The sequence below is a fragment of the Mesorhizobium sp. Cs1299R1N1 genome, assembly GCF_037179655.1.
Lineage (GTDB): Bacteria > Pseudomonadota > Alphaproteobacteria > Rhizobiales > Rhizobiaceae > Mesorhizobium > Mesorhizobium salmacidum.
Map to the genome: position 1 here is coordinate 34,629 of NZ_JAPYKR010000019.1, position 22,136 is coordinate 56,764.

Consider the following 22,136-nt stretch of genomic DNA (forward strand, 5'->3'; position numbering starts at 1 on the left):
TGAGGCGTCCTTTACCGGATCGCGGCGCCCCGAGGTGGAGCGCCGCTTCCAACAGTGGCCGCCTCAGCGCGACCAGATGAGGGCATATGCGTCCTCGTTCTCGACGAGGCTGGCGTAGATCGGAGCGGGAAAGCTCGGGTCGTCGAGCTTGACCGAGTGATATTCCCGGCCCGTGTCCTTGGCGGTCTTCTTCCAGCCCGCACCGATCTCAATGGGACCTGCGAGGGCGCGAAGGTCCGGCGACTTGTCGCTTTCCTTCTCGGCCACCACCAGGCGGGCCTTGATGTTGAGGTTGAGCGTCTTGATCACTCCGGCAAACGAGCCGTCTTCATTGCGAGTGAAAGTGCCGATCTGAGCCATTTGTCTTCTCCTTTGCTGTATCAGGTCGCGACCATCGCGGCCTTGATGGCGATCGGAGAACACCGGGCGACCGACCCGCATCCGAAGGGCCGAAATGAAATGGAGGGCGGCGCAGGGGCGAGCTTCTTGGCAGCGCGAGGAAGCCGCGCGCAGGCGTCAGCCGAGCACGGCGGGGAAGAAGGTCGGCGTCGCGCCGTTGCGGGATCGAGGTCGGGCTGCTTCGCGGGCGAACCCGGTGTGAGAAACGCCAGCAAGAAAGGCCGCAGTGGACGTACCTAGGGCAGCTTCATGGATGAGACGTCCCAGGCTCATGACGCCGAAATCCGAACGACGACCACATGCCGGAGATCAGGCGCAACCTTGTTTCGCGCCAGGCCGCTGACTGCGACCGGAAGGAAGGCGGGCCTCGCCACTTCGCTCCTGGCAGATCAGCTTAACGGCGCATGGCGATGGGCCGCGTGGCACGGGTGGTGAGTAACACCCGTTTAGCCTCCTGCCGTATCGCGGACCTGACCCGAGCGCAGTGGCGGGCGGCGACATCGAACGCCTTTTCAAGCTGGTCCTGCGCGCTGGCAGGCCATCAGACACGCGCCCAACAGTCGAGGTCTCGACAGGCGGCCGAACCTGGCTAACGCGTTCGCCTCACTCCAACCAAGCCTTTTCGGCGGGCGATGAACTCGCGGGCCAAGGGCAGGAAGAACGCCTTGCTCAACCGCCCGAGCGGCGGATCGGGTTCAAGATAGAACGACTGACCAACTATATCAGTGTTGTACTCGTCAAAAATGATCCAGAGCCGCAGCGCGGCATCGAGGCCGGCTCGGCGCTTCTCGATATCGGGCAGTTCCACAGCGAAGCCGCCCGGCCCAGGTTGTTTGGTGGTGATCGGGAAAAACAGGACCAGGTCGCCTTCGGCGCGGACCAGGCGGACGCCCACCACGACGGGCCGGCTCTTGCGGCCCTCTGTTTCACCGCTCGCCGCTTCCCGTGCCCACAAATAGGGATAGCGGATAACGCTGGCCGTTTGGATATCTTCGAAGCTCACGGCTGAACCATCTCTTCTGAATCGGCGTAGGCCTCGACCGCGTTCTCGAACTCCTCCAGCAGGCTGTCGGACATGGTGTCGATTGTGCCGACGGCGCGCCTGTCCGCGCTGCCGCGCAGGCGCCGATAGTCTTCAATGTTGAGAAGCACCAGGCGCGGCTTTTTTCGCTGCGTTATGGTCACAGGATGGCGCATGGCCTCAGCGATGATATCACCGGATTTGCGCGACAGGTCACTGGTCGAGTAGGTGCCACCGGGTTTCGCCATCTCAGTCTCCTGCATTTGCTGTTATTGCTGTATATTACAACACTCGCTTTAAATCGCAAGCCTTGAACCGCTCCGTGAGCGTGACCCATGCAAGCCCATCTTCAAGCTCTTCCACCTCGGCTACGTTGCGCGGCCAGATGAAGAGCGCCGGGGGCTGGACAGCCGCCTCGATCTTCGATCCAACCGGGCATATCTGGCTGATCTGCCAGCGCTCGGCGGGGCGGGCAGGCCGGCGGCGTAGAAGCGACGTCACAGTACGACAAGTTGCGACGGCGGATCCGCGCGATGGCCGGGGACGATGGGCAAGGCCTGAGCCTTGCCCAAAGCGACAGCTCAGCCGAGAGCCGACATCTGCTGCTCGGCCGCCTTGCGGTCGATGGCCTGGCCGGGGTTTTCGACGGGACGCTCGAAAGGCTTCCACTGCTCGCCGACGATCTGTTCGTAGGCAGCAACTGCACCTTCCGCTGCCATGCGGAGCGAGTGGGCCTGGATGCCCATGTCGGCTGCGAATTCGCGCTTGCGCTGTGCGGCGTTGTCATATCCGACCGGGCCGTCGAGATCCTCGTCGCGAGCGTCATTGGCCGCCTTGGCGGTGGCATCGCGAGCCTCGGTGACGGCGCGGGAGTAGAACTGGCCGGCGCCGTGCGCGGACCCGACATAGGCGCCGACGATGCGCTGGAGGTGAATCTGCATCGCCCGTTCGCCGAGCCCCTCAGAAAGGCTGTCGGCGGTCTCGATGATCAGGCGCTGGTGCAGGTCACGGATCCCGTCGGCGTCGACCACAGCCGTTCCGAAGCTTTCAGCGATCCGCATCGCCTGAGCGACGTCCGGGCAAGTGAGCAGGACCATTTCGACTGTTGCGCCCTTTCGGAGCGGCACGACGCGTGCGGATTTGCGGGACTGGGTTGCGGGCTTGGCCATCGGTTCTTCCTTTCCTGGCTTCCTCCGAAGCGGTGCCGGCCCTTGCCGGCTTGCCCTTCGGTGCGGTCAAAAGGAACCGGCGCAAGCCGGGCGTTTCAGGGTCCGGGCCCGCCGGGACGAGCGAAGCTGGTTTGTGCGCGAGCAGGTCAGACTGACCTCGCGCGGCGCACGGGCCTGCTTTGCTGAGGACGGCGCGGTCCGGCCGCCCCGCGGCGCGAAGCGGCCTTGAAACGCCCGGCCGCAGGTTCAGACCGCGGCAAAAAAGAAGGGCAAACCGGCAAGGGCCCCGACAGCGGAAGCCCTGGAACAGGAAGCCCTTGGGGCGAGCCCCCAGTCTTCCGGAGGGAGCCTGACGGCCCGCTGGCGGGCAGATGGAGGACCGCTTTGGCCGCCAACTGAAGATCGGTCGGTGATCGCCTTGTCGAGAAGGACCTGGCCCGGCGCTGGAACGGTGCAGGCTTCAGTCTGGTGCGAGAGCGCAGTCGTTGACCGGAGCGCCCCGGTGGTGGGCGCATCCGCATCGGCGGGCTTCATTGTGTCGTTCACGGCGAGCTGCGGCGAAGCTGCTGCCGGCGTGAGTTCGAGTCGGGAGCATCCCCTTTGCCTATGCTGCTGAAGGCGTTTCGGTACATCGCTGAAGCTCGAATGCGGTCGGTTGCAGCCCCCCGACCGGACCGCACCGGCCGCCGGAAGCGTAAAGACGAGAAGAGCGAGAACTGACGCGGCTGTCACTGGAAGCGGTGATGCATTTCATGGGCGAACCAACGGGCTTCAAGCGCTGGCGTCTAGGATACCCGTGGCTGACGATTCATAACCGCAACGAATCGGTCGAGCCGGTTTGATTCAAAGAACGCGTTGGACGCCGCTTTCAAAGAACGCGAAGTTCCAGCCATGCAAAACGAAGAGACAGGGCCGGTTCATCTTCGCCGCATAGACTCGTCGCAGAACATGCGGCGCTTCTATACGCTCTCCATCCAGCCGACCTTATTCGGTGGGGCATCGGTCATCCGTAACTGGGGCCGGATTGGAACCAACGGCCAGTCGATGATGGAAACCTTTGATAGCGACGACGATGCCGCGACTGAGTCAATGAAGCTTCAGCGTGCCAAGCGCCGGCGCGGCTATTATGGCTGTGATCCTGCCTAAAGCGGGCGACAACAAAGCGGGATCCCGCAAAAGCTCACCGTGAGCGCACACGCCACGATGCCTATGGAGACGCTATTCGTAGCTGACCTCCGTGAACCGATCTCGACAAGATCGCCGTCGTCGTCCTCGTTCAAGACAGCGACCTGTGCGCCGGCCGGGTGACGGTTTTCACGAATGCGGGGATCGATGCGCAACGCTTGCCCTCGCCAGCGGCCATAAGCTGGTCGCGGATATTGCCGGCCGAGACGATATGGACCGGAAACGGCAGCACCTTGCCGGACGTCAGCCACTCGAGGTGCTCATATACGGCGCGGGGCTCCCAGCCGGTATTGGCGAACACGGCGCAGTCTGGCATCGGCCCGACCTCGCCATGCGGCGAGGAGTGCCGTTGCGGTGGACTGGACGCCGGCGCCGCTCGAGATCACGCGCAAGCGCATCGAGGAGGGCTTTCGCCGCCCTCCCCCGTCTTAGACGGAGCGTGAAAGCATCAGGCGGCCCCCTGCTCTGCGGCCGCTCGCGGCTGGAGGCTATGCAGATAGGTGACGGCGCGTTGTGCATGGGCGGCGGCCTGAAAGATTGCCCGCTTGTCGGAGCCAAGAATTTTCGCCCAGCTGTGGATATAAGAGGCATGGTCTGGTCGCGGCTCTAGTTCGGGCACGATGGCGAGATCGGCGCAGAGCATGGCCGATCCGAGTTCCACCAACATTTCCTCGAACGCCCGGGCGCTGTGATCTTTGTGGTAGCGGCTTAAATCCCGGTTCAGCCGGCCGGGGGCGGATGTCCAGTGCAGGGTCTCGTGTGCTCGCACGGCCACGAAAGAGGCCATGTCCCGGAAAGCTTCGGGGCAAGGCAGCTGAATATGGTCCGGGACCGGAGCGTAATAGGCCTTATCACCGCCATAGCGCACCTGCGCTCCCGTATTGTCGAAGAAGCGATCGGCGTGCGCGATCCGCTCGGCGGGATCGGCGACGGTCTCCGCCCGCTGGTAATAGTGATCGGGCAGACCGTCTATCTGATCCGAATTGAAGACCGTGTAGGCCTTGAGGAACGGGATATCCCGCTCCACCTCTCCACCATCCGCATCGACCTCCGTCTTGCTAAAGCGGCTGGCATAGACGACGGTGGCACCGCTCTCGCCCTTACGGACATGCGCGCCCAGCTCATTTGCCTGGCGAAGCGTCATCCAGATCGCGGAGGCGAAGCCGCGTGCCGTCGCCTCTGACCACAGAAGCAGCACGTTCAGGCCGGTATAGGGCTGGCCGTTGTGACGCAGCGGCCGCGTGACGCGGCCGTTGGCGTTGCTCGCGCGCCATGGTTGGACCCAAGGGCGGACGCCCTTTTCGAGATCGGCCACGATGCGTTCGGTGATGCGCGTATAGATGTCGGTGCGCGAGATCTTTTCCTTGTTCGTCATGTGCTGAACCTCCGTAGCGGGGCCGCGCCTATCGCGGCCCGTCGCGGAGGTCCGTCGCCGGGGCAATCAGGAGGGTTGCGCACCCGATCAGCCCGGTCGCGCTCGCGCGACGGGCGAAGGGCCGGAACGGAAGTGGAGGACGGCGAAGCCGTTGCGCAGCCCGCCGGCACCGGCAGGGCCGCCGTTCGGGACGGGCCGCGAAGCGGCAGCCCTGCCCTGTCTTCCCTCCCTTCGTGTCGGACCGGCCGGCGACGACATGGGAACGGGCCGGTCCCGGATGGGCCGGCCTGTTCAGCAGGAAGAGGGGCAAGGCCGAGCCCTCGCCCCACAAGCTTAACCGAAAGGCGCCGCCGACAATGGCCGGCGACGCGGAACCGCGATGGGAACAGCCACTATTCGGCCGCGACTCCGTAGGCGGCTTGCTTCTCCGCCGTCACGTAATCGGGGGTTTCTTTTGGTTCGGCTTCGGCCTCGTGCGGCTTCAGATCGGCGGGATCCACCTGGTCCACATCATCATCCTGCCCAACGTCCGCCCGATCAATCTCAGATTGGTCAGCCGAACCAATTCCCTCCTCCTCGTCGAAATCGTCCGCATGCCGCATCAAATCGGCGAGCTCTCCCGGGTCGGGTGTGAACAGTGCAGCCGGATGAACCAGGCGGGCCTCGGAGTTGTAGTGGTCGACGAGTGCGGCGCGCGTTTCGCGCACGCGAGGCCGCGGCAGGACATTCGCTTGGCTTGCAGCGAATTCGAGCGCCTGGCGCGACAAGCAGGAAAGGAAATCCTCCGTGCCCATGTTCGGCAGGTAACCGTCCGCGCCGATCATCTCGCCCGCAATGCGCGAAACAACACCGCTGTTCGACATGCCGCGCCGGCACGAAAGCACGTCGATCAGCACAGAGCGGGCGGCAGCGCGCACCGTCTCGATGTCGAACGACAGGATACCGTCTTCAGAAAACAGACGCGCGACATGTCGCTTGAAGCGTTTTGGGCCAAACACATGGTCGCTGGCACCGGAATCGACGCGAACGTTGAGGCCGGCGAAGGCCATGATAAGCAACGCCATCAGCATGTCGTCTTCGATCGGCGCACGGGCAAGAGCCTCGTGGAGCGCGTCAGTACGGAAATCCCCGATCATGTCCTGGCCCTTCTGGGTGACGTCCGGACGCGGCTTTGCTGCGAGGTTGGCGTGGTGATCGGCTTCATCGGAGCCGTTCGTCTCCGCGGACTGCCCGTTGGCTTTTCTGGCCTCCGGAACGCGGTAATGGACGCTTTGCACCTTGCCGTCCCGATCGAGATACATCGCGGTGCAATCGCCTCTGGCCGGCTTGCCGTAGACGCGTTCTGCCTTTTTCGGCAGGTCCGGCTGGCCCCAACCGTTGACTTCGACGAGCACGCCCTTCTTGGGCAAATTGTTCGTCATCCACTCCTGCTGGGCGCCGAGGAAAGCTTCGACATCCGTGGTGTAGCGATTGTCCTCGTCGGCTGGACCAAACAGGTCCTCCGCCCACTCGATGCCATAGGCCTGGCGAAGATCGTCGCCGAAGCTTGCGTCGCGGGCATACATGCGGGTCTTTGAAAGACCATTGGCAATCTGCCACCAGCCGGCCGTTTCACCCTTCTTCGGCTTATGTGCCTTCCAAACCTGCTTTTGCTCCTCGAGTGAAGCGGCGGCAATCGTCCTCAGCTGCTGCTCGCTCGGCATGTCGCCCCTGGCCATCTGGTCGAGCATGGGCGGAAGCACATTGGCAAGCAGGCGCAACTTGCGGATCTGGCGCACGGGCAAAGCGAGCGCTACCGCAATTGCCTCTTCGGTCCAGCCGAGAGCGACCAGGCGTTCAATGGCGCGCCACTGGTCGACGGGATTGAGCGGTTCGAACGCGATGTTGCCGATCAATGAACGCATGGCGCCATTGTCGCTTGCGGCTTCGTCGACCAGGACCTCGACCTCCTCGAGGCCGGCGGCGATCGCCTGCTTCACGCGGCGATGGCCGGCCTGGATCACGAAGCCGTTGCGGCCGTCGGTCGGCGGCGAAACGACCGGCGGCTGGATGACGCCGACGGCCTTGATCGTCGCGAGCAATAGCGCATCGGCCTGCGGCGAGGATTTCGAGCGACGGGCACCGTCGGGATTGTCGTTGAGCGCGCGGGGATCAAGTTTGAGGATGTGCATCGGAAAACTCCTTTGTCCGAGGTTTTCGGAAGCGGTCAGCTGCCGCTCCTTCCCGTCTCCATTTCTGTGCGAAGACATTTTCCGGACCGCAGGCCGGTCCGACCGACGCAACTGCGCGCGAGCAGCCCTGCCGCGAAGCACAAGCGGGGCTTACAGCCCTGCGCGGGGCGAGTGGCCGGGGTGAGAGGGCGCGGTTGAGCGCAAAGCGTCGCCGGGAGGACCGATCTGCGATCGGTTTCTCTTTCTTCCCCCGATCTCTTCCCGATTCTTTCTCGCCCTTCCACGGCGGGTGTCAGCTTGGGCATGCCGGCGAGCACGAGATCGCCGGCTCCGCCGTACGCGGTAGAGTCCGATCACGGCTCTTGCCGACCGTTCCAGACGAGCCAAGGCGATGGATCGGCGAAGGCATGAAGCCGGTCAGGCCAAGGCTGACGGCTGCGGCCTCGAGTGCCGCAAGTTACTGCCGATCAAATGGAGAGCAGGGCGCCCAATCATGAGCGGACCCGTTCCGGAGCTGTCGTGACCGTCTCGGGGTGCGGAATTTGCGGCAGGCCTTCGACCAGCCGTCGAGCTCGTCGATGTGATAGCGCACGAAGCGGCTGCTTACGAAATTGCGGACCGCCGCACTTGAGCCGCATCCGTTCGAGCGTGCGTTGGGAGAGCCGACAAAGACGACGGGCTGCGCGGTTGCCCTTCTTGGCGCGGGCGGCACGTTCGTTTTCGTGGTCGATGATGATCCTCGGATCAGTTCAGAAACAAGGATGCGAGGATGGGCGAGCGAGTGGCGCGCGACGGGCGAAAAGTCGGTCGGCAGCCCGCCGGCGCCTTGGGCGGGCTGGAAGGCCTCAGAAGGAACCCCCGCGCCGCCGGCGGCGCGGGAGCTTTCGGAGCGGATCGATCAGTCCGCGGGGTTCCAGATGATGGCATAGGTATCGTCATCATCCTGGCCGGCGGCGCGGCCGAGATTGGCGTAGAGCTTGCGCGGACCGAACTCAGGTGCGGCGATTGACAGGCTCACATAATCCTTGCCGGACGCCTCGCCGATCCTGATCCAGCCGGCGCCGACCTCGACCCCTTGGGTTAGCACCCGGAAGTCGGGATGGGTGTCGGCGCTCTTGGCTTGATTGGGCACGATGGCGATGTCGGCGCGGACGCTGAGCGTCTTGAGCTGGCCCTTGTAGCCGCCGTTTTCCTGCTTGGTAACGTATCCGATCGCGGGCATTTCGAAGTCTCCTTTTTGCTGCCGCCGGGGCCATTCCCCTGCGATGGCGGACCGTGATGGGCGCGTCCGGCCTGCCCGAACCTGAAGGGCCGCAGCGGCAGCAGAGGACCCGAGCGGGCGGCTTTTTTGAAGCGAAGCGGCGCGAGGAAGCCGCCGCAGGCGGCGGGGAAAAAAGCTGGCGGCGAGGGTTTCGGGCGGGCCGGATCCGCGCATAGGTCACCAAGCCAGCCGCAGGGGATGGTCCTTGGTACGAGCAAAGGAGACGGCCTGGAGATGCGGTCGCCAAGCCGAAGCAGAGGTTAAGGCGACGCCAAGGCTGCGGACCCCTCCGTCACCCCGCCAAGACCCATGCCAGTAGCAAGCGCCAAACTGCTCCCAGTAGGCGGGTGTCCTTGGGGCAGTTTGTGGTGCGCACAGCTGAAAACCGGAAGCGGTGCTGAGCGGTCGCCGTTTGGCGACGTGCCTGCCGCGTGCATCAGGTTGCATTGCCGGTCTTCGCCTCGGCAGAAGCCGCAGCTCCGTGTCGATGCCGACATAAACCGGGATCACCGCAGCGATGTCCTCGGCCTGCGGGACGATCGAGTCGACGCCCGTTTTCACGTCGCGGATCGTCACCTTTCTGCGTCTTTGACGGATCCGCCAGTCCGAACTTAAGCGCGGCAACCTGCTTCGCGATCTTCAGATCTGGTCTGTGATTTCAGACAAAGGCCGGCCCTCGGCTGCGGGCTTCCATTCCCGCCAACTTCGCCACGGGCTCCACGTTTGCCGGTTCTACGCGTGATCTGCTCTCCGCTCACCATCTCGCTGTGCCCACACCGCGCCGCCGGGAAGGGCAACCAAAAAGACAACGCCCGCCCAAAAAGAGCGGCGACCGTCACAGCCTACGAGGGCTGCCTGCGCCAGGGGGCGAAGCCGCATGGCCGAGACCGCCTGAGCCTGTCGAAGAAGCGCGGGCTCGGTGCACGAGCACCCGGTGCGCGCCATCAGCGCAGGCGCCCGGCGGACAAAACGACTAAGCCTTATGGGTATGCAACCAGCATATTAGCAATGGAGTATATTTTTCGTCAGCCGGTGCCGTGTTTCGTTTCCGAGCCCCCGCCGGTTAGGCCCGGCTCGTGCTGGCCTACCCCGCCAGCCTGCCGGGCCGCTCCCGCTGTTCGTTTACTCATCGCGCCAGATCACCCGCTTCTCCCAGCGGATCTGCACCAGGGGCCGGAAGCGGATCATGTGCGCCAGCTCTCCTGTCGAGTGGAATAGCTGCGCGCTCATCCACTCTCGGCTCTTGCACCCTTGGCAGCGTGCCTTGCCGCGCACTTCGTCGATCGTGACGTTGCCGACACTTCTTGCAACTCGAGCGGCTTGTAATGGCGGGTGACGTTGCAGCCGGCGCAGCGGATGCCGGCCACCTGCCCTGCGTCATGAGCATGCGTCAGGGTCCAGGAGGCGCCTGTCGGCCACTTTTTCGGGTTGCTCGGGCATGCATCGAGAAACATAGTCCTGTCCGGTCAAGGGGCAGCTTGACTTTTTCGTTCTCATTTTGTCCACTGTTGCCGATGATCGACGCACCAGGTTTGCGAGCACGATGGCTGCAGCAAGGATGCCGGTTGGGGCTTTGCCAAGTCGAAGCGGGTTGTGTTTCGAACATCGCGGCGAAGGTGAGACATTCCTGTAGGAGCATGGCCGATGTCCCGACAGCAATTCGTGTATGAACTGGAAAGCGCCGCCGACAACATAGCAGACGCTTCGCGGGCCGATCTGCAGGTTTTGCTACGCCGGGCCGCGCTGCTGCTCAGAAACGTCGGCGGGCTCCGCCTTGATCCGTACACCGAAGAGGTATTGAGCGGCCTGGCCGCCGAAATAGGCAAGCCGAAGCCGGTGTTGGTGGAAACGATCGTCAGCGAGTGGCTTGTGGCAAATGCCTATCTTCCGGTGCCGCGTGCGCTGGACGAAGACAGCGTGGTGGAAGGTAACGGATGATCAACGGACCTAGGCACGAGCGCGAATACGCCGATCGCGAGGTCGACTGCCAGGAAGCAGTGGAGCCCGGCTTTCAGGCCATTGTCGATTGCATGTTGGAGGCCGGCTGGCGCAGATACGAAATCATGTGGTCGCTGCGCCGCCTGATCGCGGCCGACAACATAACGCAGAAGGAAAACGCCAAGCTCGAAGCCGATCTGGCGATTGCACGGGCCATGCTGCGGGCCGGTAAGGCGCTATGATGGTGAGTAATGTGCCAAGGGGATGGCGTGTCTAATTCGGGGCGGTGGAGTTCTTCTGTACGTCTGCGGCTGAACCGGGCGCCGAGTGTAAAGCCGTCGAGCACCCACACCAGACCTTTCGTCTGCAGCCCAGAGCAGCATATCGCACGGCCGGAAGCGTTCCGTTAGCAATTGCTAAAAGAGACCGGAACATCGCGCGTGGAAGCTGTTTTTGCTTCCTCTCAGGAGGATCACTTGCGTGACCGCGACAGCGTGTCGGCTGACGAAGATCCGGAGGTCCGTTACTTCGCCAAGCGACACCGGACTACGACCTTAGCAAGTTCGAGAACTGACCGGCGAGCACGGCAACGACGCAAAACCTTGGAACGGGAGGCCAAGAAATTGCGCGGGTGATAAACCTTCGGACCTTGGCCGCCGATCGCCGGCTGCCGGCACGGCGGCAACCTCCCGCAACAAGTGTGCAATTGCAGGAAATGGGGCCAGCCGGTCGACTGGTGTGAGATGGTTGATCTCAGATTGTTCCGGGAAGAAGCGGAACCAATTTCGCGCATCGAAGTTAGCAGGCGCCGCTTACGGGAACCCATGCGATGCTCCTTGCCCGGGATGATGCAATTTCGACGGCTGTTTTGGCCGGCAGAGGCGCAGACGCGGAAATCTTTGGAATGATCGATCTCACCAGCAAAACTGAAGCCCGCATCGGCCCTATCAGCTTAGGGCGCGCCATCCAGTTTGTCGCCAATGCGTCGGTGCTTGGATACGACGTTCGCGGTGCAATGGTCCTATATGGGGAACCGGGGACGCCAAGCTTGAGGGTGTGGGACTGCGAACACCTTTGGGCGCAATACGGTGGCGCACTTATCCAACCATAACCCCGGGGACCCCGGCATAATTCTCCGGATGCATTTGCAATGCAGCGCATATATATTTAAGAGCATCCTTCCGAGTGGGGATGGGCTTGAATAAATCTCGGCACCACAATCGATCTGACCAATGGCTGAAGCACACCGGCGCCAGGCGCTCGCGCGCCCGACGTTGGGCAAGCGCGCCGGGGCGCCTGATCTTCGTGACTGTCGCCGCGGCTGGCGCACTGGCCGCCCAAACGGCCATGCAGCACAGCGACAACTTGCCCGACATCGATACGGCGAGCTGGTTTGGGCCGAAGCCGCAGCCGATCACTGGCGTCGCCTCCGTCGTCGACGGCGACACGATCGAAGTCCATGGGCAGAGGATCCGTTTCAACGGCGTCGACGCCCCGGAGAGCAAGCAATACTGCGAGGACGCCAAGGGCTTCGAATATCCTTGCGGACGGCGATCTGCGGAAGCACTGGACAGCTTCCTGGCCGCCTCGAGTCCCGTACAATGCACATTCGTGAGCTGGGATCGCTATCACCGCTTCGTCGGCGACTGCAAGCGCGCCGACGGCGTCAGCGTGGCAGCGTGGATGGTCGAGCACGGCCAGGCGCTCGATTGGCCGCGATACAGCCATGGCACCTACGTAGCGAAGCAGGCGAAAGCAGAGGCGGCAAAGGTCGGGCTGTGGGTCGGTAACTTCCAAGCACCCTGGGATTGGCGCGCATTGCATTCTAACGTCTCCACACCATCGAGCCAGCCGCCCGACATCGTCAGCCGCAAACTCGTCGCGCAAAGTGGCGGCTATTCGTGTGAGCCGCGACGATACTGCTCGCAAATCAGCTCGTGCGACGAAGCCCAATGGTATCTGCACAACTGCTCATGGGGCCGGAAGCTTGATCGGGACGGCGACGGCGTGGCTTGCGAGACGCTTTGTTAACGCGGCAGTCGCGCTGACCAAGGAAAGCCAACAATCTTAGCAGTTGCGCTCTTCGGTGGCGCTAGTTTTCGTGCCAACCGGCCCAGGGGGCGTCAGCTCATCGCTACCTGGGGTGATGATCAACTGCCCGTAACAACGGGCCGCGCGCCTCCAGTCGCTCTGGACACAGAGACCGGTGGCCGCGCGACGCTTCTGTTCTTGGTACAAGTTTGTTCCGAGAATGTTCAGGCATGATCGGCTATTTCGCTATGCCACCATCGTTATTGTTCTGGCTTTGATCCCGATGGCTGTCAGCATCTCGGCGCCGGATATGACGGCCTGCTCGTTCGAGCTTTGCCGCGGGTTCGACTGCCAAGGACATGAACCTCGTTCTGTGGAGATGGGCCGACATTCCGCCGGCCCGACTTGTCCTGATCGACGACGAGCACCGCCTGTCGCGATAGAGGGTCAAGGCTAATGATGTGCCAAAAAATGGGCCGGCAAACGCCGGCCCATAAATCTTGAAGGTCAAAACCTCCAGAGGGGAACAGCTGGTGCGGCGGCACTGGGAGGAGAAGACCGCCATGTGCACCAGCAGCGTGCAGGATGCCCGCGTTTTGATCAGCCGGAAACCGACTATTGTGCAATGCAGCCATGCGTCTGTTGCATTGCATTCAAGGTCCGGTTTGCGTTGAGCAGGTCTTGACGTCACGCTGCTTGCGCGGCCGATGCTGCGTCGTTCCGCACCTCCGATGCCAGGGCAGCTTCGACGTCCGCAAGTTGGCGGCGCTTGTCGGCCAGTTCGCCGGCAAAGGCGAATTCGCCGCCGTCGCGGGACCGGTAGGAGGCGAGCCGCCGCCGGGCGTCAGCGAGGCGCTGCCGATAGCGTTCCCGTTCCTCCCCGAAACCGGACAGCGCATGCTCCAATCTCGCGACGGCGCCGAGCGGGGTAACCGTCACCGGCAGCTCGATCTCATGATCCGCTCCGGTGAGCAGGAGCATGGTGGTGTAGCGATAACCTTCTTGCCCGAAGCGCTCGCCGGAATATTCGAGGTCGAACCCGCCGATCGACGCGATCACGGTCTCGCCCTCCTGCTGAAGCTGGACCAGGGTGAGAATCTCCTTCATCAGCGCCCGGCCGGCTTCCTTGCGCTCGCCGTAGGATGTTTTAGTCACGGCCATGGCGAAGGCATCGCCACTGGTCGGCACGAGCCGCTCGATGTCTTGTCCAATCTCGCCAATACGCCGGGTTGAATACTCGATGTCGCGCTCGGCATCCCGGATCTGCCGGCGCACGGCGTGCTGGTCGTCGATGTGGGCGGCGCGCAGACGCTCGAGCCGTGCGATGTCAGCCTCAAGTCCGGCTTTCCGCATCAGCCGCTGGTCACCCGATGCAATCGCCTTCGCCATCGCGAACTGGTTGGCCTGCCCTTCGCCAAGATCTTCAAGCCGCCGGATGGAGGTGTCGCCGGACAGCGCCGCCGCGATGAAACGGGCTTTCCGCTCATTGTTCTGCCACATGGTTGCGTCGAGCGAGCCTTCGGTCGCATAGGCAAAGATATCGACCTCGTCGTGCTGGTTACCCTGTCGGACGATGCGGCCCTCGCGCTGCTCGATCTGCGAGGGGAGCCAGGGCACGTCCAGGTGATGCAGTGCCTTCAAACGAAGCTGGGCGTTGACGCCGGTGCCCATCGTCTCCGAGGAGCCGATGAGGAACCGCACCTTGCCGGCACGGACATCGCCGAACAGCCGCTGCTTGGCTTCCGATTTCTTAAAATCCTGCATGAAGGCGATCTCGCAGGCGGGAACGCCCAGACGGATCAGCTCGTCGCGAATCCAGCGATACGCCGAGAACCCCCTTGTCTTTTCAACGTTGATCGTTCCGAGATCGGAAAAGATCATCTGCGCGGCGCCGGAAAGCTCGTAGGGCTTGCCGTCGGCACGGACGTAGGTGTGATCCGCCGTTTCAAGCCAGATGCGGAAGGCGTTCGACACAAGAAGATTGAGCTTGTTGTCGGCTTCGTTGTCATTGTCGGCATCGACCAGCCGCAGGTCGATCGCGGCATGGCGGCCGTCGGTGATCACCGAGAGAAGAATGTCGTCGCCAGGCTCCGGCGGGCGGTCGCGCATCTCGATCGCCTTGATGCGCTCGGCGAGCACCGCCTGATAGCCCTTGAAGGCAGGCGAGGGCTTGGCCGTCAGGATCTGTCGCCGGCCGGTCGAAACCGCGGGCACCTTGACATATTCGTGCAGGTCCCGCGGCATCACGACATCGGCAAAACTGCGAAACATCGCGATCAGCTCGGGGACATTGACGAAGCTGGCGAAGCGCGTCACCGGCTTGTATTTGCCGGAGGGCTGAAGCTCCAGTTCGGTGGTGACGTCACCGAAGGTGGCTGCCCAGGCGTCGAACTCGTGCAAGCCGCGCTCGGCGAGCGCTCCATGGCCGAGAAAGCGCTGCATGGAAAACATCTCGCTAAGCGTGTTTGTTAGAGGTGTGCCCGAAGCGAGCACGAGCGCCCTGGCCGGGTTCTTCGTCTCGACAAACCGAGACTTCACATAGAGGTCCCAGGCGCGCTGCGAACCGTTGGGGTCGACACCCTTGAGCGTCGACATGTTGGTCGCAAAGGAGACCTTGCGGAACTCTTGCGCCTCATCGACGATGATCTGGTCGATGCCGATCTCGGAGATGGTCAGAAGATCGTCCTTGCGCGTGGCGAGACTTTCGAGCCGCTCCTTCAGGCCTTCTTTCAACCGCTCGAGGCGCTTGCGCGAGACGCGATCGTCGCTCTCGACTTTGGTGACCAGCGTCTCGTAGAGCTCCAACTCGTCATGGATCATCTGCTGCTCGAAGGCGGAGGGGATGCCGATGAAGCGGAATGCCGAATGCGTAACGATGATGGCGTCCCAGTTGGCGGTCGCGGCGCGGGACAGGAAACGGTGCCGCTTGTCCCTTGAGAAATTCGTCTCGTCGGCGACCAGGATGCGGGCGTTGGGATAAAGCGCGAGAAACTCTCTCGCGGCCTGCGCCAGAGTATGGCCGGGCACGACCAGCATGGCCTTGGCAATCAACCCCAGACGCTTCTGCTCCATGATCGCGGCGGCGATCGTCATCGTCTTGCCCGCGCCGACGGCGTGGGCAAGATACGTCGAGCCGGCCGAGACGATGCGCCAGATGCCCCGCTTCTGGTGCCCATAAAGAGAAAAGGCGCCAGAGGCGCCGGGAAGTTGCAGATGGTCCCCGTTGAACCTTCGGGGCACGATGTTGTTGAATCGGTCATTGTAGATACGGGCCAGGCGGTCGGTGCGGTCCGGATCGGACCAGACCCAGTTCTGGAAGGCGGTCTTGATCTTCTGGAGCTTTTCCTTCGCCGCCTCCGTGTCGACAACATTGAGGACGCGGCGCTCGGTTTGGCCGTCTCGGACGGTGTCGAATATCTGGGGGACACGGCTGTTGAGCGCATCGGCGAGCAGTTCGCCGGCATGCCTGCGTTCGGTGCCCCATTCGGACGTACCGGCGGCGGTCCATCCAAGCTGACGGGCCTCGACGCTCCATGAGGCAAGCTCGGGCATGTGATGGATCTTTATCTCTGCACCCATTGTCTCCTGCACGAACGCGGCGACATCGGTGGCCGGTATCCAGGGAGCCCCCAGACGCGCGGTGATGTCGGAGGGGCTGAGATCGGCGGGCTGCACGTCCGTGAGCGCTGTGACATTGCGTTCGTAGCCGGGATCGAGCGCCGCCGCGGCTTCAGCGGCCTTCAGCTTGTCGCGGACCGCCCCGGACAGATAGGCATCCGCCGTCTGCCAGGAACCGTCAGCCGGATCGCGGAAAATGGCGCTGCCGAGTTCGGCTATGATCCCGTCGGTATCGGAATGCATAAGCTCGGCGATGTGGTCGATGTCGACGCAGCCGCGTTCGTTGAGGACCACGGCGAGCGCATCCGCGGCCGAGCTTATGATCGGCGGCAATGGCGGCGCGATCACGCGCTCGGTGAAGATCGGACCGGGCTTCGCCGTATCGGATTCGAGATCGTAGTCCTCGACAGAGGCGACGAGCCAGGAATCCGGGTCATCCGTAAACGGCTGCAGGTTCGGCCGGCGATGCGTCTCGCGCACCTCACCGGTTTCCTCATCCTTAGTGGTCGAGACGACGGTGGTGTTGATCGGGCCGAAATCCCTGACGAAGCTCGACCACGCGATGCGCAGGCTGACCTGCGCTTGCCGCCACGGCCTGTCGAGCTCCTGTGCCTTCAGCACCGCACGCACGGCATCGCGGACGGGGACCAGTTTCTGAATGATCCGGACATGCTTTTGCGGGATGCCGTCACCGGCGCGGCCCTTGCGGACCTTGACCGGTGCCGGCTCGCCATCGACGACCTGCATCAGGCCATGCCGGAGGTCGACGAAGAAGCTGCCTTCGCGCAGATGCCTGTCGCCGCAATGGTCGCCGTCGGCCGGCGCGTCCTCCCCGTCCTCGCCATCGATGCCGATCGCGTCCGGCTGGCCATCATAAAGCGCTTCCGGTAGGAGAGAGATCGCAGCTGTGAGCATTTCATTGAGATCGCCGGCGGGCCTCGGCAGGCAGGTATAGGCCTCGTCGGGACCGTAGATGCCGCGCCTCAACGCGTGGGTGCCGAGAACGAAATCCGGATGCCGCGCGAACCAGCGATTGACGCGGATGGCGCCCTCCTCTTCCGTCGCCGGACGGACCTCCTCGAGATCGAGCCAGGCGACGTCGCCTTCGGGCTCGCCGACATTGCGTTTGCGGAAGAACAGGATGTCGACCACGACGTCCGTTCCGGCATCGGCGCGAAAGCTGCCTTCGGGCAGACGGAAGGCGGCGATCAGATCGGCCGATTTCGTGATCTGCTCGCGCGCCGTGGCGTCCGCCTTGTCCATCGTCCCGTGGCTGGTCACGAAGGCGGCGAGGCCGCCGGGCTTGAGCAACCGAAGCGCCTTCACGATGAAATAGTCGTGCAGGCGAAGGCCGAGCGATCGGTACGCACGATCGGAACGCACCCTGCGATCCGAAAAGGGAGGGTTGCCGATAGCGAGGTCGAACGAAGCCGGCAGCTCGGCGCGGGCGAAGTCGGCGCTGAGGATGCGCGCTCGCGGCTGGAGCAGCCGGGCGATGCGCGCCGTGACCGCATCGAGCTCGACACCGGTGACGTGGGAACGGTCATGAAGCTCGGCCGGCATCAAAGCCGCAAACAGCCCCGTTCCGATGCCGGGCTCGAGAACGCGGCCGCCGCGCCAGCCAAGCCGCTGCAGGCCAGCCCAGATCGCGCGGACAATAAACTCCGGCGTGAAATGCGCATATTGCGTGCAGCGGGCCAGCGAGGCGTAGTCGGCCTCGCCGACCACGTCTTCCAGTTCGGTGCCGATCTCCTGCCAGCCGTCGCGGAAGTCGATCTCGCCTGGGCGGCGAAAGACGCCATTGGCGAGGTCGGACGCGCCAAATCCTGTGAAGCGGATCAGCCTTTGCTGTTCCTCGCGCGTGGCGGGCCGTTCCGCAGCCTCGATCTCGGCCGCCAGCCGGATCGCCGCGATGCTGTCGCGGGCCCGCTCCTTCCAGCCGCGCGCAAGTCCACGCTCACCGCTGAGGTGAAAGTTCAGACCCCGTTCTCGTCGGTTCGGTGCCGGCGGGCGTGCGGTATTTGCCACGGGCATGGTAGGCGCCGGTGCCGACGGCGGTCGCTCGTCGTCATGGTCCGGATCGGCGTCGACTCCGGTCGAAAAGGCGGTCATGCCGAGGCCGAGGCCTGACGAGAGCGACGTGTTGCCGAAGAGGTCGATGGTGAAGGGGTCGTCATGCGCCATTGGAAATGTCTCCTGTGCTCGAAGGCGCGCGCTTTCCCCCCGGCCGAACAGGGTCGGCCGGGCGAAAAGCGGCGCGGTTCTTGGGATGGTCAGCGAGTGATCAGCGAGAGCGTGATCTCGGCCTCGGTGAGCTCGATGGTGAGATGTGTTGCGCGCCGGTGGCGGTCGAAGAGCGGGACCAGCCGCTCGGCCTCGATGAACTCGATACCGTCATCGGCGCCGAAATGCCGGCGCTTGTAGTCCCACCAGTCGGGATTGCCGACAGGATGGCACTGTTCGGAATAAAGGACGAGGGGACGGGCACCCTCGGCGAGCTTGCCGTTGGAACACATATACACACCCTGGTCGCCGACGAGCCAGACACCGGCATTCTCGCCTTCGCCGGGCCTTGTGCCGTAATAGGGGTTGCGGAAGCCGCCATTGGCGGCGGCATCGGCAATGCCGTGATCGATCACCTTGCGGACCGCCACAATCGGAAATGTGAACATCGCCCGCACCTCACGCCGCCACGTTGGTGGGGAGATGCCTGAGCTGCACGGGCAGCTTGGCGGCGATCTCCTCGTCGGTCAAATGGTCGAGCAGCTTGAGCACGGTGCGCCCGCGGTCATAGACCAGCACCGTGCGCTTCCCCCGATGCTCGGGCAGCCAGAGCTCGCCGGCATAGCCGCGATAGTCGTCATGCGTGCTCGACCAGATATGCTCGAGGCGCTCTTCATGCGTGATCGCCTTCACCGGCCAGGACTCGCGCTCAGCGATCGCGGCCCGCATGCGCTCGGGCGAGCCCTTGTCGGAGAGATCGCAATAGCTGTGGAAGTACCGGATCGAGCCGTCGATGCTGAGCCGGAAAAACACGCTGGTGACGCTGCCGGTAAGGAATTCGCTGAGCGCGAACATTTCCCGGCGCATCCAGAGCGGCGGCAGGATGCCGAGCATGTAGTCGTGCTCGGGCTGGGCGATCTGGAACCATTCGTTCCGGTAGAGAGCGCTGGCGTCGTCCCCGAAGCGGTTCGGACGCTGCGCATGGCGGTCGAACAAACGAAACATCTGCCCGCGGTCGGCAATGCCCTGGTAGATCTTGCGGATGGGAGAGGTGGGGTTCATGAGGGGGCTCCTTCAGCCTCGTCGGGCCGGAGCGCGGCTCGCCCTGCTGGATCGCCATCGCCTTCAGCCCTTCCTGACCCCTCCCCCGCGGCCGCCTCTCCGTCCGGGCGGGTCAAGGGCCGGCAAAGCCGGGCGAAGCTTCACCCTTGACGCGGCCGGCGGGCATGCGGCAGCCGGGTTTTTTTTCTCCCCCTCCTTCCCTCTTCTTCTGGTTCTCTGTCGTACGCAGGTCCTCGTTCCAGTCATCGGCCGCAGGGCGCAATCGCTCGAAACCGCATCCCGCCTCCACCGCGGCCGCCTTGAGCCGCTCGGCATAGACCTCGCCCTGCGCGTTGTTGTCGGTGGCGGCGACCAGAAGCGCGCCCTGGCGCGCCGCAAGCCTCCGGATGGCCGCCACAGTCGCCGGCGCCCAGCCGCCGCCGGTGCTCAGATAGAGGCTGCCGGGCTGCATCTGCTCGATCGCGGCGAGGCTCATGGCATCGATGGCCGCTTCGGTGACGCAGAAACGGATTGCGTCCACAGCGCCAAGACGGAAAAGGATCTTGGCGCCACAGGTCGCGAAACCACGCCATTCAGGACCCCGCTCCTCCCAGCCAGTGACCGCGCCGGTTTCGTCGGTGTGGGCGGCCCACATGCTGCCGCGCGGCCCCTCGCGGAGCCGGTTCTGGCGGATCGCCGCGCCGATGACCGCCTCTGGAAGACGGCGCTCGTCGCGCAGATAGCGCCAGGTCAAGGAACCCTGCCAGGGGCTGCGGCGGCTTTGCCAGCGCGCCGAAATGGAAAGGTCCGGCCGGTGCTTGCGTGGAACGCGCGTCCAGACAGGCTCGCTGGCGACGAACCCGACCAGATCCGCCACATGGTCGAGCGCTTCCACGAAGGAGATACCCTTGAGGTGCTCGACCAGTCGGAAGACGTCTCCCTTGGCCTCCGACAGCGGATCGAACCAGCCCTTGCCATCGTGGATGACGATGATGATTTCGTCGCCGCGCCGGAATTTTACGGCGCGTTTGGTACTTTCCTTCCCATCGACCGCGAAGCCCGCCCGCTCCAGCACCGCGGCACACAGCACCCCGCTCCTGAGTTCCTCGACATCACTCTTCTTCATTCCACTCCCGGAGCCCATCAGGTTCCGGCCTTTCTGTTCGGTTTCCTTTCCCGCTAACCCCGCGGGACCATTCCCCACTGCCGCGAAGAGCGAAGGGGGCAAGGGCGCGGCCGGCACCTTGGGAATTCCGCAGGGCAACGTATTCCCGGCCGCGGCGCAGCCTCCCTTGCCGCCGCTCGCTCGCAAGCGGCACCATCACGGCGCATCGGTACGCCAATCGGTAGGCGGCTGGGCCGCAGGCGGCGCAACCCCGCATTTCCGAGGGGGCGGACCGCCAAGTCCGCAGCCGGCTCAATGAGCCGGCCCGATCTGGAACGGGTCGTATACCTGAAGGATTTCGACGTCCGCATCGCCGAGTTCGTCGCTCGGCAAGACGCCGATCAGCCCGTCGACCTCGAACAGGGTGACCGGAACCATCAGGGTGCGGGCGAGATCCAAGGCGTGGTGTTGAGCGATTGAAAGATCGTGCGACATTTGAGGGCCTTCCATCTTTGAGCGAGGCCAATCCCCGTTCGATGGCTCCCGTCAGTGTCGTGATCCGGTCGCGATCACCGCGCAGGCTTTAGCCAAGCGGCCGCACGCTGGCGTAGCGGACCCCTTGAGGGTTGATCGTGGAAGATCCGGAGCAGGACCAGGAAAGCCATCACAGAAGAGCGGGGTTGGGCTTGTTCGAAGGTGATCAGCCCCTTCCGCACGCCCGTTCTCGTCTCGTAAACAGCGCTTGGAGGCGTCGACTCGGGAAATCTCTCATGGCTTTGGGAGACAATCACCGATCGTTGACGAAAAGATCGAACTGCTCAAGGTGAGTGGCATGGGTGAATCGGAGCCCTCTGCCGGGCCCTTTGCCGTTGTTGCGGGAAAGACCGTTTTGGACGACACTTGCCCCGTCAAATCAGGGCGTTTGGCCCAGCGATCCTGCTGTTAGCAAAAACATGATCGCGGTTACCTTGAATCGAAACGCGAGACCGTCGAGGGAAGTGGTGCGATGACGATAGTGGACCGGCTGCGGGCCTGCTTGGGGCACAGTCCGAACGTCGACCGAAATGTAAGCCTTGGTGAACGGCTTTTTGAATGGCAAGACCATCGCCGATCTGGCGCAGGAGCATCGTCTTTCAACATCGAGGGCACGTCAAATCATCGAAAGGGCCGATCGGCTCGTGGGCGGGGGTATCTTGACCAAGACCGGGCTGTCCGAGGCCACGCCACGATCCGATTTCATGGTCGCCTATCCGTATGTTTGGAGCCTGGCCGAGAAGCACCGGCTGGGGGCCTTACGCCGCACCATTTTTTCAAGGAGCTGCAACTTTTTCAAGGAGCTGCAACGCGCGGGGTCGCTGGAACGGCTCGTAGACGACATGAAACAGATCCGAAGCGCGCTCCCGCAATGCGCGAACTCGCACGTCTCGTGTGCCTGAGGGAGACGGGCAAAAGCCCGTGGCTTGCGATGAAGCGTGAGCGCTGTCCCGGCGCCACCTTTCGCGCGTGGTCGTGAGCCACGATGCTCGGAGCCTTTGAGGGCTTCGACACATGACGATTTCAGAGCTTACGCTTAAGTCCAGGGACGAGGAGCCGGTTCGA

Annotated in this window: 18 protein-coding genes and 1 pseudogene; 6 read left to right on the top strand and 13 right to left on the bottom strand. The window is 63.6% G+C overall.

Annotated features, from left to right (window positions below; genetic code table 11):
- Window positions 1-63: 63 nt before the first annotated feature.
- The 4 genes from O7A70_RS29905 to O7A70_RS29920 all read right to left on the bottom strand — a co-directional run bounded on the left by O7A70_RS29905 (window position 64) and on the right by O7A70_RS29920 (window position 2,589).
- Entirely contained in the window at window positions 64-360 is a 297-nt protein-coding gene (locus tag O7A70_RS29905; protein ID WP_337143560.1) for a DUF736 domain-containing protein, read from the bottom strand.
- Window positions 361-988: 628 nt separating this feature from the next.
- Window positions 989-1,402 carry a hypothetical protein gene (locus O7A70_RS29910; protein ID WP_149906115.1) on the bottom strand — a complete coding sequence of 138 codons (414 nt, stop codon included), beginning with the start codon at window positions 1,400-1,402 and terminating at the stop codon, window positions 989-991.
- On the bottom strand, window positions 1,399-1,668 hold the full coding sequence (locus O7A70_RS29915) for a type II toxin-antitoxin system prevent-host-death family antitoxin (protein ID WP_337143561.1): 270 nt from the start codon (window positions 1,666-1,668) through the stop codon (window positions 1,399-1,401). Before O7A70_RS29915 ends, O7A70_RS29910 begins: the two co-directional genes overlap by 4 nt.
- Window positions 1,669-2,001: 333 nt before the next feature.
- Window positions 2,002-2,589 carry a hypothetical protein gene (locus tag O7A70_RS29920; protein ID WP_337143562.1) on the bottom strand — a complete coding sequence of 196 codons (588 nt, stop codon included), beginning with the start codon at window positions 2,587-2,589 and terminating at the stop codon, window positions 2,002-2,004.
- An 891-nt stretch (window positions 2,590-3,480) separates the two neighbouring features.
- Here O7A70_RS29920 and O7A70_RS29925 point away from each other — a divergent pair.
- Window positions 3,481-3,735, top strand: a complete 255-nt coding sequence (locus O7A70_RS29925) for a WGR domain-containing protein (protein WP_337143576.1) — start codon at window positions 3,481-3,483, stop codon at window positions 3,733-3,735.
- Between the two features lie 130 nt (window positions 3,736-3,865).
- Here O7A70_RS29925 and O7A70_RS29930 read toward each other — a convergent pair whose 3' ends face one another.
- The 4 genes from O7A70_RS29930 to O7A70_RS29945 all read right to left on the bottom strand — a co-directional run bounded on the left by O7A70_RS29930 (window position 3,866) and on the right by O7A70_RS29945 (window position 8,542).
- A complete protein-coding gene (locus O7A70_RS29930; RefSeq protein WP_337143563.1) occupies window positions 3,866-4,090 on the bottom strand; it encodes a hypothetical protein in 225 nt (74 codons plus the stop codon).
- Window positions 4,091-4,222: 132 nt separating this feature from the next.
- The gene (locus O7A70_RS29935) at window positions 4,223-5,149 is read right to left on the bottom strand and encodes an ArdC family protein (RefSeq protein ID WP_337143564.1); all 927 of its coding nucleotides are present in this window, start codon (window positions 5,147-5,149) and stop codon (window positions 4,223-4,225) included.
- 392 nt (window positions 5,150-5,541) lie between these two features.
- On the bottom strand, window positions 5,542-7,320 hold the full coding sequence (locus tag O7A70_RS29940; RefSeq protein WP_337143565.1) for a ParB N-terminal domain-containing protein: 1,779 nt from the start codon (window positions 7,318-7,320) through the stop codon (window positions 5,542-5,544).
- Window positions 7,321-8,218: 898 nt separating this feature from the next.
- Complete coding sequence (locus O7A70_RS29945; protein WP_337143566.1) at window positions 8,219-8,542, bottom strand: DUF736 domain-containing protein; 324 nt, start codon at window positions 8,540-8,542, stop codon at window positions 8,219-8,221.
- A gap of 1,683 nt (window positions 8,543-10,225) precedes the next feature.
- Here O7A70_RS29945 and O7A70_RS29950 point away from each other — a divergent pair.
- The 4 genes and pseudogenes from O7A70_RS29950 to O7A70_RS29965 all read left to right on the top strand — a co-directional run.
- Window positions 10,226-10,519 (top strand): hypothetical protein, encoded by a 294-nt coding sequence (locus O7A70_RS29950; RefSeq protein WP_337143567.1) that lies wholly within the window; start codon window positions 10,226-10,228, stop codon window positions 10,517-10,519.
- On the top strand, window positions 10,516-10,761 hold the full coding sequence (locus O7A70_RS29955; protein ID WP_337143568.1) for a hypothetical protein: 246 nt from the start codon (window positions 10,516-10,518) through the stop codon (window positions 10,759-10,761). The genes O7A70_RS29950 and O7A70_RS29955 overlap by 4 nt, the downstream gene beginning before the upstream one ends.
- A 949-nt stretch (window positions 10,762-11,710) precedes the next feature.
- The gene (locus tag O7A70_RS29960; RefSeq protein ID WP_337143569.1) at window positions 11,711-12,550 is read left to right on the top strand and encodes a thermonuclease family protein; all 840 of its coding nucleotides are present in this window, start codon (window positions 11,711-11,713) and stop codon (window positions 12,548-12,550) included.
- A gap of 297 nt (window positions 12,551-12,847) precedes the next feature.
- Window positions 12,848-12,993 (top strand): annotated as a pseudogene (locus O7A70_RS29965) (RES family NAD+ phosphorylase); the annotation flags it as partial.
- Between the two features lie 244 nt (window positions 12,994-13,237).
- On the opposite strand, the gene O7A70_RS29970 reads toward O7A70_RS29965, so the two are convergent.
- The 5 genes from O7A70_RS29970 to O7A70_RS29990 form a co-directional block, all read right to left on the bottom strand.
- Window positions 13,238-18,352: an N-6 DNA methylase gene (locus tag O7A70_RS29970; RefSeq protein ID WP_337143570.1), complete on the bottom strand. Its 5,115-nt coding sequence runs from the start codon at window positions 18,350-18,352 to the stop codon at window positions 13,238-13,240.
- Between the two features lie 89 nt (window positions 18,353-18,441).
- Window positions 18,442-18,840 (bottom strand): DUF3085 domain-containing protein, encoded by a 399-nt coding sequence (locus tag O7A70_RS29975; RefSeq protein ID WP_337143571.1) that lies wholly within the window; start codon window positions 18,838-18,840, stop codon window positions 18,442-18,444.
- A 10-nt stretch (window positions 18,841-18,850) separates the two neighbouring features.
- Complete coding sequence (locus O7A70_RS29980) at window positions 18,851-19,453, bottom strand: DUF1419 domain-containing protein (protein WP_337143572.1); 603 nt, start codon at window positions 19,451-19,453, stop codon at window positions 18,851-18,853.
- 112 nt (window positions 19,454-19,565) lie between these two features.
- A complete protein-coding gene (locus O7A70_RS29985; protein ID WP_337143573.1) occupies window positions 19,566-20,558 on the bottom strand; it encodes a DUF3991 and toprim domain-containing protein in 993 nt (330 codons plus the stop codon).
- A 291-nt stretch (window positions 20,559-20,849) separates the two neighbouring features.
- A complete protein-coding gene (locus tag O7A70_RS29990) occupies window positions 20,850-21,032 on the bottom strand; it encodes a hypothetical protein (protein WP_337143574.1) in 183 nt (60 codons plus the stop codon).
- Window positions 21,033-21,613: 581 nt separating this feature from the next.
- On the opposite strand from O7A70_RS29990, the gene O7A70_RS29995 reads away from it, so the two are divergent.
- The gene (locus tag O7A70_RS29995) at window positions 21,614-21,973 is read left to right on the top strand and encodes a hypothetical protein (RefSeq protein ID WP_337143575.1); all 360 of its coding nucleotides are present in this window, start codon (window positions 21,614-21,616) and stop codon (window positions 21,971-21,973) included.
- Window positions 21,974-22,136 lie beyond the last annotated feature (163 nt).